Annotated in this window: 8 protein-coding genes; 4 read left to right on the top strand and 4 right to left on the bottom strand. The window is 72.1% G+C overall.

Annotated elements, in window-relative coordinates; all coding sequences use genetic code 11:
* Window positions 1–44: 44 nt before the first annotated feature.
* The 3 genes from MMF93_RS07840 to MMF93_RS07830 form a co-directional block, all read right to left on the bottom strand.
* Complete coding sequence (locus MMF93_RS07840) at window positions 45–1,289, bottom strand: branched-chain amino acid ABC transporter substrate-binding protein (RefSeq protein WP_242750416.1); 1,245 nt, start codon at window positions 1,287–1,289, stop codon at window positions 45–47.
* A gap of 688 nt (window positions 1,290–1,977) precedes the next feature.
* Window positions 1,978–2,424 (bottom strand): PaaI family thioesterase, encoded by a 447-nt coding sequence (locus MMF93_RS07835; protein WP_242750414.1) that lies wholly within the window; start codon window positions 2,422–2,424, stop codon window positions 1,978–1,980.
* A gap of 79 nt (window positions 2,425–2,503) precedes the next feature.
* Entirely contained in the window at window positions 2,504–4,786 is a 2,283-nt protein-coding gene (locus MMF93_RS07830) for an FdhF/YdeP family oxidoreductase (RefSeq protein ID WP_242750412.1), read from the bottom strand.
* Between the two features lie 88 nt (window positions 4,787–4,874).
* Here MMF93_RS07830 and polA point away from each other — a divergent pair, with 88 nt between their 5' ends.
* From polA to pgfA, 4 genes are all read left to right on the top strand, one after another.
* Window positions 4,875–7,616 (top strand): DNA polymerase I, encoded by a 2,742-nt coding sequence (gene polA / locus MMF93_RS07825; protein ID WP_242750410.1) that lies wholly within the window; start codon window positions 4,875–4,877, stop codon window positions 7,614–7,616.
* 246 nt (window positions 7,617–7,862) lie between these two features.
* A complete protein-coding gene (locus MMF93_RS07820; protein WP_242750408.1) occupies window positions 7,863–9,587 on the top strand; it encodes a lytic transglycosylase domain-containing protein in 1,725 nt (574 codons plus the stop codon).
* A gap of 150 nt (window positions 9,588–9,737) precedes the next feature.
* On the top strand, window positions 9,738–9,872 hold the full coding sequence (locus MMF93_RS07815) for an SPW_0924 family protein (RefSeq protein ID WP_242750406.1): 135 nt from the start codon (window positions 9,738–9,740) through the stop codon (window positions 9,870–9,872).
* 13 nt (window positions 9,873–9,885) lie between these two features.
* On the top strand, window positions 9,886–10,989 hold the full coding sequence (gene pgfA / locus MMF93_RS07810; protein ID WP_242750405.1) for a cell envelope lipid trafficking protein PgfA: 1,104 nt from the start codon (window positions 9,886–9,888) through the stop codon (window positions 10,987–10,989).
* Between the two features lie 34 nt (window positions 10,990–11,023).
* Here the strand turns inward: pgfA and hrpB are convergent, their stop codons facing one another.
* Entirely contained in the window at window positions 11,024–13,570 is a 2,547-nt protein-coding gene (gene hrpB, locus MMF93_RS07805; RefSeq protein WP_242750403.1) for an ATP-dependent helicase HrpB, read from the bottom strand.
* Window positions 13,571–13,586: the final 16 nt, after the last annotated feature.

Genomic DNA, 13,586 nt, shown 5'->3' with positions numbered 1-13,586 from the left:
GCGCAGCCGTTGTTCGCTGAAAGGTGGGGCGGTGCTCGGTCCGGTCAGCTCTCCTTGAAGGTGCCGGTCTGCACGGGTTCGTGCTTGCCGTTCTTGACCTCGTAGACGGACAGCTGCTTGTTGGTGGTGTCGCCGTACTTGTCGAAGCCGACCTGTCCGGTCACGCCGTCGAAGGTGACGTCCTGCATGGCCTCGGTGACCTGCTTGCGGGCGTCGTCCATGGTGTCGGGCAGCTTGCCGTCGTTCTTGTCCACGACGGCCTTGACGGCGAGGATGACCGCCCTGGTGCTGTCGTAGGCGTAGCCGCCGTAGGCCTCGTAGGGCAGCTTGTAGCCGGCCTTCTTGTAGTTCTGCATGAACGTCTTGGCGGTGTCGAGGCTCTCCAGCGGCGCTCCGACGGAGGTGGCGAGGTCGCCCTCGACGTTCCTCTTGCCGAGCTTGGTGTATTCCTCGCTGTAGAGGGCGTCACCGCCGACGACCAGTGCCTTGGAGCCCGCCTTGCTGATCTGGGCGCTGAGCGGGGCGCCTGCCGGGTACTCGCCGCCGTAGTAGACGAAGTCGGCCTTGGACTTGGCGACCTTGGTGGCGACGGCGGAGAAGTCGCGGTCGTCGGGGTTGATGTGGTCGGTGCCCACGACCTTGCCGCCGAGTTTCTTGAACTCGTCGGTGAAGGTGCCCGCCAGTCCGGCGCCGTAGGTCTTCTTGTCGTCGATGATGTACGCCTTCTTGAACTTGCGCTTGTCGAACAGGTACTGGGCGGCGTACGGGCCCTGGACGGCGTCGGTGGCGCAGGTGCGGTAGTAGGTGTCGAAGAGTCGTTTCTTCTTGCCCTTCTGCCAGTCGGGGCCCTGGGTGAGCTCGGGCGCCGTGTTGGCGGGGGAGACCTGCACCATGTTCGCGTTGCCGAAGACCTTCTGCATGGACTGGCCGACGTGCGAGTTGAGGGGGCCGACGGCGCCGATGACCTCGTCGTTGCCGACGAACTTGGTGGCGTTCTGCTGGCCTGTGCCGGCCTGGCCCTGGTCGTCGAGCGCCTGGATCTTGAAGGTGACGCCGTCGACCTCGTTGTTCTTGTTGGCGATCTTGACCGCGAGTTCGCTGGAGTTCTTGATGCCCTGTCCGAGTGCGGACAGGTCGCCGGTCAGTGGTGCGTCGAGCCCGATGACGACGGTGGTCTTGTCCCCACCCTCGCCACCCCCGCTCTTGTCGTCGCGCGAGCCGCACGCGGACAGGGTGAGAGCTCCCACCGTGACGGTGGTGGTGAGTATGAGCAAGGAACGGTGACGCACGATCAGTCCTTTCCCCGAGGCGCGGCCCTCGTGGCATGAGTGCGTGAGTGGCCGTGTCGCGCGCCGGGCCGTACGGGGGTACAGATCGGTGCTGTGTCATGCACGCCCGGCGGCGCGGTGACTGGCGGTGACTCTAAGGCGAGCCTGTGAAGACGGGCAGAGGTCCAGTCGATGATGTGACTTTCTTGTTATCACCGTCACGGAACCGGAAGGCCGCCAACTGATCTTCCCTCAACTCTCCGTGTGTGACGGGAAGATGGCGGACACGTTTCGCGGCCCGAAGCCGCAGTTGGCTCGGGCAGTCACCCATCGGGGTCAGGAAGAGGGTCCGCATACCGTACGCAGCACGCACGTGAGTGCCCGCGCAAAGCCGCGTGCGCGGATCATGTGAAGGTCACGGCAGGGCCGCGTCACGCACCGTGACGTAGAGAGGGGCCCCGAAGGGGCGCGGGGAACTGCGCGGCAAACCACACTCCACCCGCGGCCCGCACACTGCGGCCAGTGGCACCCCGGTGCCGGTGCGAGACGCGCAGGAGAAAAACTCAGCGGACCGCGCCCCGGAGGGGCGCGGGGAACTGCTCCCCCAGCCTTCGGCCGGGAGGTGCCCCCACCAGCCACCCCCACCCGCAGCCCGCACACTGCGGCAAGTGGCACCCCCCGTGCCGGGACACGACCCGCAGGAGGAAACTCAGCGCAGCAGGCACGTGAGCCGCGCGGAGCACACGCGCCGCCCCTGCTCGTCCGAGACGGTGATCTCGTAGCTGGTCATGGTGCGGCCCCGGTGGACGGGGGTGGCCACCCCCGTCACCAGCCCGGCGCGCGGGCCCCGGTGGTGGGTGCAGTTCAGATCGACTCCCACGGCGGTCTTGCCGGGGCCGCCGTGCAGCATGGCGCCCACCGACCCGAGCGTCTCGGCCAGTACCGCCGAGGCGCCGCCGTGCAGCAGCCCGTACGGCTGGGTGTTGCCCTCCACGGGAAGTGTGCCGACGACCCGCTCGGGGGAGGCTTCGACGATCTCCAGGCCCATGCGCTCGCCCAGTGCCCCGGCGGAGAACAGCGCCGGGAGGTCGAGGCCCGAGCCCTTCCACTGGTCCAGGATCTCCTGGGGGAACTTGGTGGTGGTCCGCTCACCCATGCGCCGCTGCTCCGTCCACGTGTCGCTCGGCCGGCCGGGGGAGTGGACCGGCCGGTCCGAGCCTATGCCCGTGCGGGGGTCACTCGGCCGCGGACGGAGTGAGACTGATCACGACGGACTTGCTGGCGGGGGTGTTGCTGACGTCGGCGGTGGCGTCCAGCGGGACGAGCACGTTGGTCTCGGGGTAGTAGGCGGCGGCGCAGCCGGGCGCCGTCGGGTAGTGCACGACGCGGAATCCGCGCGCCACCCGCTCCCGCCCGTCCTCCCACTCGCTGCGCAGGTCGGCGTACGCGCCGTCGGCCAGCCCGAGCGCCTCGGCGTCCTCGCTCCTCACGAGCACCACGCGGCGGCCGTTCTTGATGCCGCGGTAGCGGTCGTCGAGGCCGTAGACGGTGGTGTTGTACTGGTCGTGCGAGCGGAGTGTCTGCAGCAGCAGCCGGCCCTTGGGCACCCGCGGGTACTCGACGGGCGCGGCGGTGAAGTTCGCCTTGCCCGTGGCGGTGGGGAAGCGCCGCTCGTCGCGCGGCGCGTGCGGCAGCGCGAAGCCTCCGGGCCGGGCGACGCGCGCGTTGAAGTCCTCGAAGCCGGGGATCACGCGGGAGATCCGGTCGCGGATCAGCCCGTAGTCGCCCTCGAAGTCCTCCCAGGGGGTGACGGAACCGTCCCCGAGCGTGGCGCGCGCCAGGCGGGCGACGATGGCGGGCTCGGACAGCAGGTGGGGGCTCGCGGGTGCCAGCCGTCCGCGGGAGGCGTGCACCATGCCCATGGAGTCCTCGACGGTCACGCACTGGTCGCCGCCGCGCTGGGTGTCGCGTTCCGTGCGCCCCAGCGTGGGCAGGATCAGCGCCCGTGCGCCGGTCACGCAGTGGGAGCGGTTGAGCTTGGTGGACACGTGCACGGTCAGCCGGGCTTGCCGCATCGCGTCCTCGGTGACCTCGGTGTCGGGGGAGGCGGCCACGAAGTTGCCGCCCATCGCGACGAACACCTTCGCCTGCCCGTCGCGCATCGCCCGGATGGCGCGCACGACGTCGAGGCCGTGCTCGCGCGGCGGGGCGAAGCCGAACTCGCGCTCCAGCGCGTCGAGGAAGGCGGGCGCGGGCCGCTCGAAGATGCCCATGGTGCGGTCGCCCTGCACGTTGCTGTGGCCGCGCACGGGGCACACGCCCGCGCCGGGGCGGCCGATGTTCCCGCGCAGCAGCAGGAAGTTGACCACCTCGCGAATCGTGGGCACCGAGTGCTTGTGCTGGGTGAGCCCCATCGCCCAGCACACCACGGTGCGGCGTGAGGCCAGCACCATCTCCAAGGCGCGCTCGATCTCGGCGTGCTCAAGGCCCGTGGCGGCCGCCGTCTCGTCCCAGTCGGTGGCGCGGGCGGCCTTCGCGAACTCCTCGAAGCCGTGCGTGTACTCCGCGACGAATCCCTCGTCGAGCGCGCCCTCCCGCTCCAGGAGCATGCGGTTCAGGGCGCGGAAGAGCGCCTGGTCGCCGCCGAGGCGGATCTGCAGGAACAGGTCGGTGAGCGGGGTGCCGCCCGCGGCCAGCCCCTTGGGGGTCTGCGGGTTCTTGAACCGCTCCATCCCGGCCTCGGGCAGCGGATTCACCGTGATGATCTTCGCGCCGCCGGCCTTGGCCTTCTCCAGCGCGGAGAGCATCCGGGGGTGGTTGGTCCCGGGATTCTGCCCGGCGACGATGATCAGGTCCGCCTTGTACAGGTCCTCCAGCAGGACGCTGCCCTTGCCGACGCCGAGCGTCTCGGTCAGCGCGGAGCCGGACGACTCGTGGCACATGTTGGAGCAGTCCGGCAGGTTGTTCGTGCCGAACTCGCGGGCGAAGAGCTGGTACAGGAAAGCGGCCTCGTTGCTGGTGCGCCCCGAGGTGTAGAAGACCGCCTCATCGGGTGACGAAAGGCTCCGCAGTTCCTCGGCGACCAGGTCGAAGGCCGCCTCCCAGCTGATCGGCTCGTAGCGCTCGCCGCCCTCGGGCAGGTACATCGGCTCGGTCAGCCGGCCCTGCTGCCCCAGCCAGTACCCCGACCGCTCGGCGAGGTCGGCGACCTGGTGCGAGGCGAAGAAGTCGCGGGTGACGCGGCGGGTGGTCGCCTCCTCGGCGACCGCCTTGGCGCCGTTCTCGCAGAACTCCGCCGTATGCCGTTGGTCACCCTCGGGCCACGCGCAGCCCGGGCAGTCGAACCCGTCCTTCTGGTTGACGCGCAGCAGCGTCAGCGCGGTCCGCCTCACCCCCATCTGCTGCCGCGCCATCCGCAGCGAGTGCCCGACGGCGGGCAGCCCGGCCGCCGCCTGCGCGGGCGCCCCCACCTGGGGCGCGTCCTGAACAGGGTCATTGGAGGGAGCCTTACGCGTCATAACACCTGATGGTGCCACCGCACCGGGTGCGGCAGCCACACACCGGCGTGCCCCGCCGTTGTCACAGCCGCATGCGAGGATCGGTCCCGTGGCTAAGAAGGCAGCGAAGACGGCACAGGCGGCGACCGGGCAGACGAAGGACGGCGGGGCACAGCCCCGCCTGATGCTCATGGACGGGCATTCCCTCGCGTACCGCGCGTTCTACGCGCTCCCCGCGGAGAACTTCAACACGACCACCGGGCAGCCCACCAACGCGATCTACGGGTTCGCCTCGATGCTGGCGAACACGCTGCGCGACGAGGCGCCCACGCACTTCGCCGTCGCCTTCGACGTCTCGCGTAAGACCTGGCGCTCGGCGGAGTTCTCCGAGTACAAGGCGAACAGGTCCAAGAGCCCGGACGAGTTCAAGGGCCAGGTGGAGCTGATCGGCGAGCTGCTGGACGCCATGAAGGTGCGCCGCTACGCGATCGACGGCTACGAGGCGGACGACGTGATCGCCACGCTCGCCACCGCGGCCGAGGCCGAGGGCTTCCAGGTGTCGATCGTCACGGGCGACCGTGACACCTTCCAGCTCGTCAGCGACAACGTCACGGTGCTCTACCCCACCAAGGGCGTCTCCGAGCTGACGCGCTACACGCCGGAGAAGGTGGCCGAGAAGTACGGCCTGACGCCCGCGCAGTATCCGGACTTCGCGGCGCTGCGCGGCGACCCCTCCGACAACCTGCCGGGCATTCCGGGCGTCGGCGAGAAGACGGCCACGAAGTGGATCACCCAGTTCGGCTCCCTCGCCGAGCTGGCCGAGCGGGTGGACGAGGTCAAGGGCAAGGCGGGCGACAACCTCCGCTCGCACCTGGAGTCCGTGCTGCTCAACCGCCGGCTGACGGAGCTGGTCCGCGACGTTCCGCTGCCGGACGGGCCCGGCGGCCTGACCCGCGTCGCCTACGACAGGGACGCGCTGGCCGTCATCCTGGACGCCCTGGAGTTCCGCCACCAGAACTTCCGCGAGCGCCTCTTCGCCGCCGACCCGGGCGCCGCCGCCGAGGAGGAGGAGCCCGCCTCGGCCGCCGGCATCGAGCTGGACGGCACCGTCGTCGAGGCGGACGCCCTCGCCCCGTGGCTGGAGCGGCACGGCACGGCCACGCTCGGCGTCGCCACGGTGGACGTGTGGAAGCAGGGCAGCGGCAGCGTGAGCGAGATCGCGCTGGCCACCGGCGCGGGCCCCGCGGTCTGGTTCGACCCGGCCGAGCTGACCGAGGGGGACGAGCGCGCGTTCGCCGCCTGGCTGGCCGACGCGGACAGGCAGAAGGTGATGCACGACGCGAAGGCCCTGATGCGGGTCTTCGCCGACCACGGCTGGTCCGTGGCCGGGGTGTGGATGGATACCGCGCTGGCCGCCTACCTGGACAAACCGGGCCGCCGCTCCTTCGCCCTGGACGCGCTGTCGGTGGAGTACCTGGGCCGCGAGCTGGGCCCGACGGCCGAGTCGGACGGCCAGCTGGCACTGGGGGTCGATGAGCAGGCCGAGGCCGAAGCCCTGATGGTCAAGGCGCGCACGGTGCTGGACCTGGGCGTCGCGTTCGAGGTCAGGCTGGATCAGGTGGGCGCCGCCGACCTGCTGCGCGATCTGGAGCTGCCGACCTCGAAGGTGCTGGCCCGGATGGAGCGCGCGGGCATCGCCGCTGACCGCGAGTGGCTGCAGGGGCTGGAGCAGCAGTTCGCCGACGCCGTCCAGCACGCGGTCGGCGAGGCGCACGCCTCGGTGGGGCACGAGTTCAACCTGGGCTCGCCCAAACAGCTGCAAGAGGTCCTCTTCGGCGAGCTGGGGCTGCCCAAGACGAAGAAGACGAAGACGGGTTACACCACGGACGCGGACGCGCTGGCCTGGCTCGCGACCCAGACCGAGCACGAACTGCCGGTGCTCATGCTGCGCTACCGCGAGCAGCAGAAGCTGCGCACCACGGTCGAGGGCCTGATCAAGACGATCGCGCCCGACGGCCGGATCCACACCACCTTCAACCAGACGGTGGCCGCCACCGGCCGGCTCTCCTCCACGGACCCGAACCTGCAGAACATCCCGGTGCGCACGGACGAGGGCCGGGCCATCCGCCGCGGCTTCCGCGTCGGTGAGGGATTCGAGTCGCTGATGACGGCCGACTACAGCCAGATCGAGTTGCGCGTGATGGCGCACCTGTCCGAGGACGCGGGTCTGATCGAGGCCTTCACCTCGGGTGAGGACCTGCACACGACGGTCGCCGCCCAGGTCTTCGGCGTCGGCAAGGACGCCGTCGACGCGGAGATGCGGCGCAAGATCAAGGCGATGTCCTACGGGCTGGCCTACGGGCTCTCCGCGTTCGGGCTCTCGCAGCAGCTGGGCATCACCCCGGACGAGGCGCGGGGCCTGATGGACACCTACTTCGAGCGCTTCGGCGGGGTGCGGGACTACCTGCGCCGTACGGTCGAGGAGGCCCGCGCCACCGGCTACACGCACACGATCATGGGCCGCCGCCGCTATCTGCCGGATCTGACCAGCGACCAGCGGCAGCGCCGCGAGATGGCCGAGCGGATGGCGCTCAACGCCCCGATCCAGGGCACGGCGGCCGACATCGTGAAGGTCGCCATGCTCAAGGTCGACGCCGCCTTGCGCGACGCTCAGCTGCGCTCGCGGATGCTGCTCCAGGTGCACGACGAGATCGTTGTGGAGATCGCGCCCGGGGAGCGGGAGCAGGTGGAGAAGCTGGTGCGTGCCGAGATGGCGTCCGCCGTCGCGCTGCGTGCGCCGCTGGACGTGTCCGTCGGCGTCGGCCAGGACTGGGAGTCGGCCGCGCACTGACGTCGCGGGCTCTCCGGGAGAGGCCGGGGGCTTTCACGGGCCGGGGCGGCGGGGGAACCGCAGGCCGCCCCGGGCGCGTTGGGGACGCGTCCGGCGAACGGTGCGGAAAGCGGCGGTGAACCGGCGGCGAAGACGGTGCGGAAGCGCCACAAGTGGCCGCTGACCGCTGACTTGTGGGCTACCGTGCCGTAAGGTCGCCGTGATGTGGGTGATTGCGTCCAAAGGGGAGAGGACGGGGACGGCTCTATGGCGCGATACCGGGGCAGGCACGCCGCGCAGCAGAAGGCCGGGAAGGCGTCGGGACACCGGCGCCGCTTCCAGCTGAGCAGCAGCAGATACCGCAGGGGGCTGGGGGGCACGGCGATCGCCGCCGTCGTCATGGCGGCACTGACCGCTTCCCAGGCACCCGGCGTGGAACTCGGCGGCGACCACGGCAAGGGCCGTGCGGACGCCGCGGGCGACCGCTCGCCAGGCGACGACAGCTATGAGACTCAGCTGCCGCCGCTGGAGTCCCCCCACCCGCCCGAGGGTGCGTCCCCCGGCGGCTCCGGGGACGAGTCGGGCATCCCCGCCTCGGTGCTCAAGGCCTACAAGGACGCCGCCAAGTCGCTCGCCTCGCGTACCCCTGGGTGCGGTCTGCGCTGGGAACTGCTCGCGGGCATCGGCAAGGTGGAGTCGGGCCAGGCACGCGGCGGCGCCGTCGACAAGGACGGTACGACGCTGCGGCCCATCCTCGGCCCGGTGCTCAACGGCGCCGGTTTCGCCAACATCAAGGACACCGACGGCGGCCGCTGGGACGGCGACACGCGATACGACCGTGCGGTCGGTCCGATGCAGTTCATCCCCTCCACGTGGGACCGCTGGGGCGCCGACGGCAACGGCGACGGGCGCAAGGACCCCAACAACGTGTACGACGCGGCGCTGGCCGCCGGCCAGTACCTGTGCGCGGACGGCCGTGACCTGTCGGCCAAGGCGGATCTGGACCGCGCGATCCTCAGCTACAACAACTCCGACGCGTACCTGCGCACCGTCCTGGCCTGGTTCGCCTACTACCGCGAGGGCACCCACTCGGTGCCGGACACCGAGGGACCGCTGCTGCCGACCTCCCCGGGGCTCGGAGAGTCCGGCGGCGGCCCCGACAAGGGCAACTCCCCATCGGGGCCCGGCAAGGGCACGTCGCCGTCCAAGCCGTCCAAGCCCGGCAAGCCCGGCAAGCCGAGCGAGCCGGACAAGCCGGGCAGTCCCGGCGGTGGCGACGACCACAACGGCGGCGGCGACGGTGACGACGGCGGGACGCCGTCCCCCGACCCGACAGCGCCCGACGCCATCGTGGCGGACGGCACCAAGAGCTTCTCCGCGGTCGCGGGCGAGGAGTTCGCCAAGAGCCCGCGGGTGAAGGTCGAGAACTCCAAGGGCAAGGGCGTCAAGGGCGTGAAGGTCGACTTCGCGATCGACGGTGCCACCGAGGCGTCCTTCGACGGTGGCGCCAAGAAGGCGACCGTCACCACCGACGCCAAGGGCTTCGCCGAGGCTCCCCGTCTCGACGCAGGCGCCACGGCCGGTTCCTTCACCGTCCACGCGACCGTCCCGGGCAAGAAGCTGGGCACGGTCGACTTCACGGCCGAGGTGAAGGCGGCACAGGCCGACAAGGTCACGTGCCTTGGCGATGCCGAGCTGACGGCCCCCAAGAACGGTGCTTTCAAGTCGCCGGTCAAGGTCAAGGCCACCCGTAAGGGCGAGCCGGTTGCGAACACGGCGGTGACGGCGACGCTGGAGAACGCCGAGCAGGGCCCGCACTTCAAGAACGACAAGGACGAGCCGGTGCGCACCCCGGTGAAGCTGACGACGAACGGGGACGGCGTCGCCGAGGTCGGAAAGCTCTTCGCCGACGACAAGCCGGGCGACTACACCCTCACCCTCACCGCCGACGGCGGTGCCACGGTGACGGTGAAGCTCACGATCACGGGCTGAGCCGGCCCACCTCCTGCGGCGCGCCCCGGTGCTCGGCACCGGGGCGCGCCGCACTGTTCCCATCCCGGACGGGCGTTGCTACGGTGCGAGCTCTCACCTGACGAGGCGTCAGCTCCGCCTCGTCGCCGGCCACCCCACCGGGAGGTGGACATGCGTGCTCTCATCGCCGCCGGGATCGGACTGGTGGCCGCCCTCGCCCTCGTTTTCGCGATCACGGCGACGGGCGTCCCGCCCGGCGAGACCTCGAAAGAGCCCCTGCACACCACCGTCCCCGAGCGCCCGTAGGCAGGGAGGCAGCATGCGCCGCAGAGCGAGCCTGGTCCTGCTGGCCTTCGCGGTCTTCTTCGCCGCGCTCTCACCGCTGATCCGCTGGTACGCCTTCCCGCGGCTGGCGAAGATTCCGCCCAGCCAGTACCAGTCCATGGTCCTGGAGGCGAAGAACGCGACCCTTCTGGACTACGCCACCATGCAGTCGAAGAAGGTGCCCAAGGTCAGCATCGTGCAGACGCTCAAGGGCAACGTGGAGGCCGCCGAGAAGGTGAAGGACCGCACAGGGCGCGACGTCGTCGTGTGGGACACGCTCAGCTACGTCGCCGACGACAAGGGCAAGATGGTCTCCCGCATCCCGGAGCGGTACGTCTTCGACGCCCACTCCCAGGAGCCGGTGCACACCGAGGGTGAGCACGTCGACCACGACACGGTGCGCCGCGAGGGCATCGAGTACAAGTGGCCGTTCCTGGTCGAGAAGCGCGACTACGCGTACTTCGACTTCCAGACCCGCACCTCCGCGCCCATCCACTACAAGGGCACCCGCACCGTGCAAGGGCTGGAGACCTACTACTTCGAGCAGACCATCCCCTGGACCAAGGTGAAGGTCCCCAAGAAGCTGCCGCTGGGGGCCACCCCCGAGACGGTCGAACAGATCGGTCTTGAGCGCTGGTACACCACCAAGAGGATGTTCTGGGTCGACCCCGTCACGGGCGCGCCGGTGGACGGGCAGGAGATCCACAAGGAGGAGATGCGCTGGAAGGACCAGCCGGACAAGAAGCCCCTCACCGCGTTCGCCGGGCACGTGAAGATGCGCCCCGACTTCCAGGCCGAGGCCGTCGACCTGGTCACCTCCCAGCGCCGGCTCGTGCTCGCCCTGACGTCCTACCTGCCCTGGGGCTTCCTCGTGCTGGGCGGTGCGCTGCTGGCCCTCTCCCTCACCCTGGAGGCCCGCGCCCGCGGTCGCGGTTCAGCGGACGGGGCGAAGGCCGCGGGCGGCGGGGACGACGACGGCGGCCCGGGCGGCGGTGGCGGTGGTGGAGGCGGCGCGGGCGGTGGCGGCCCCGGCGGCACCGCCGGTGCCGAGGAGGCCACGGCCACCGGCCGCGGGCAGCCGGAAGGCGTGGGCAGCTAGTCCGAGTTGCCGCCGCCGGCACTCCGCGGCAGCCTCACGACGACCGCCCGCGGGGACTGGTGCGCCGGGTGGGCTGCGCGGTGGCGGGGTCCTGCGGCCACGGGTGCCTGGGGTAGCGCCCGCGCAGCTCGGCCCGCACGCCGCGGTAGCCCTCCGCCCAGAAGGAGGCCAGGTCGGCCGTGACGGCGGCCGGCCGCCCCGCGGGAGAGAGCAGGTGGACGAGCAGCGGCACCCGCCCGTCCGCCACGCTTGGCGTGACGCGTGCCCCGAACATCTCCTGGAGCTTGACCGCCAGCACCGGCTGCTCCGGCTCGTAGTCGACGCGGATCCGGGACCCGGAGGGCACCTCGATCCGCTCCGGCGCCAGCTCGTCGAGGCGCGCCGCCTGGCCACAGGACCACGGCAGCAGCCCCGACAGGACGTCGCCCGCCTCCACCCGGGCCAGGTCGGCCCGCGAGCGCACCTGCCCGAGCCACTCGTCGGCCCGCGCCAGCAGCGCCTCGTCCGAGACGTCGGGCCACGGCTCGCCCAGCGTGCGGTGGAGGAAGCCGATCCTGCGGCGCAGCGTTCGCGCGCTCGGTGACCACCGCAGCAGCCCGGTCCCGTGCTGCCGCAGCCCCTCCAGCGCCGCCTCGCGCAGCAGCGCACCCGGCGGATTCCGCAGCGGCCGCACGGCCAGCCGGACCGCGCCCAGCGACTCCACCTCGCGGGCCACCACGTCACCGCCCTGCCCCTGCGGGCCCGCCGCGGGGTCCCAGCGCACCTCCTCGCGCACCTCGTGCAGGGCGCCCGCGGCGCGGAGTGCTGTCGGCTCGTCGACGGCCGCCGCCAGCCGGATCCGCGCCGAGGCGGACCCCGCGGGGCGGTCCGCGGTGGCGACGGCCAGCCACGGGGCGCCGCGCAGCCGGCTTCCGGCGGCCGGCTCGGCCCGCGTCCCGCCGGCCATCAGATAGGAGCCCTGCTGCTGTGCCCGGCCGATCCGCTCGGGCTGCGCGAGCGCGACGACCGTGCCGACGCCCGCCTCGTCCGTCAGCCCCTCGGGGCGCGGCACCTCCTCGCCCAGCAGCGACCGCAGCCGCCGCACCTCGGCGGTCCACCGCGCACCGTACGGATCGGCCCCGCCCGCCGTGCGGGCCCGCCGCAGCGCCTGGGCCGCGTCGTCCCCGTAGGCGCGCGGCACCTCCTCGCTCAACAGCGCCACCGTTTCGCTCGCCAGTGCGCTGCCCACGACGGCGGCGCCGTCCAGCAGGGCGCGGGCCAGCCGGGGGTGGACGCCGGTACGGGCCATGCGCCGCCCCCGCGCCGTCACCCGTGCGGAGCCCTCCAGGGCGCCGACGGCGCGCAACGTCTCGTGGGCCGCGCGCATCGCCCCCGCGGGCGGGGGATCGAGCAGCGCCAGCCCCCGTGCGTCGGGCTCTCCCCAGCAGGCGGCCTGGAGCGCGAAGGCCGTCAGATCGGCGACGGTGATCTCCGGCGACGGCTCCCGCGGCCGCCCCGCCTCCTCGGCCGCCGCCCAGCACGCGTAGGCGACCCCCGGCGCCTGGCGCCCGGCCCGGCCGCGCCGCTGCTCGGCGCCCGCGCGCGAGACCCGCACCGTGGTCAGCGACGTCAGGCCGCGCGCGTGGTCCGTCCTGGGCTCACGGGCGAGCCCCGCGTCCACCACCACGCGCACGCCGGGCACCGTCAGGCTCGACTCGGCCACCGACGTCGCGAGGATCACCCGGCGCTCACCGCCCTCGCCCGGGTCCCCGCTGCCGCGCAGCACCTCGTCCTGCGTGTGTGCGGGCGCCCGCCCGTGCAGCTGGAACACCTGTGCGTCCACCCGCTCCAGCAGAGCCGCCACCCGGCCGATCTCCCCGACGCCCGGCAGGAAGCACAGCACGTCACCGCGGGGGACCTCCTCCAGCGCGCGGCGGACCGTCGCCGCCACATGGCGCAGCAGCGCCGGGTCCACCCACGTGCCGTGCGCCGGCCGCACCTGGGCGGGCGGCGGCGCGTACCGCACCTCCACCGGGTGGCTCGTCCCCCGTCCGCGTACGACGGGAGCGGACAGCAGCCGCGCCCACGCCGCGCTGTCCTGCGTCGCCGACGCGGCGATCACGCGCAGCTCGGGGCGGAGCGCGGCACGCACGTCGAGCAGGAAAGCCAGCGCCGTGTCCGCGTCCAGGTGCCGCTCGTGGCACTCGTCCATCACGACGACGTCCACACCGGGCAGCTCCTGGTCCCGCTGCAGGCGTTGCAGCAGCACGCCCGTCGTGACGACCTCCACCCGGGTACGCGGCCCCGCCCGGCGCTCGCCCCGCACCGTGAAGCCCACGCTCTCGCCGGGACGCTCGCCCAGCAGCCACGCCATCCGGCGCGCCGCCGACCGCGCGGCCATCCGCCGCGGCTCCGCGACCAGCACGCTTCGGGCGGGCGCCCCGTCATCGAGGAGCCCCGCCAGGGCAAGGGGGAGCAGCGTCGTCTTGCCGGTCCCCGGTGGTGCGTGCACCACGGCCGAGCCGTGCGTCTCAAGGGCCTCGCGCAGCCGTGGCAGGGCTTCGGCAAGCGGTAGCTGTGCCGGCTGGTCGTCAGGGAGCACCGAGCGATTGTCCCCG

It is taken from the genome of Streptomyces tubbatahanensis (assembly GCF_022699385.1).
In the GTDB taxonomy this organism is placed as follows: Bacteria; Actinomycetota; Actinomycetes; order Streptomycetales; family Streptomycetaceae; genus Streptomyces; species Streptomyces diacarni.
Note: the sequence above shows the minus strand (reverse complement) of the source record. Positions and strands in the feature narration are given on the sequence as shown.

What these genes read in the sequence shown, in the direction of transcription:
- pgfA (WP_242750405.1), top strand. Translation starts at nt 9,886, where the DNA reads ATGCGCCGCAGAGCGAGCCTGGTCCTGCTGGCCTTCGCGGTCTTCTTC.
- MMF93_RS07815 (WP_242750406.1), top strand. Translation starts at nt 9,738, where the DNA reads ATGCGTGCTCTCATCGCCGCCGGGATCGGACTGGTGGCCGCCCTCGCC.
- MMF93_RS07830 (WP_242750412.1), bottom strand. Translation starts at nt 4,786, where the DNA reads ATGACGCGTAAGGCTCCCTCCAATGACCCTGTTCAGGACGCGCCCCAG.
- MMF93_RS07835 (WP_242750414.1), bottom strand. Translation starts at nt 2,424, where the DNA reads ATGGGTGAGCGGACCACCACCAAGTTCCCCCAGGAGATCCTGGACCAG.
- MMF93_RS07820 (WP_242750408.1), top strand. Translation starts at nt 7,863, where the DNA reads ATGGCGCGATACCGGGGCAGGCACGCCGCGCAGCAGAAGGCCGGGAAG.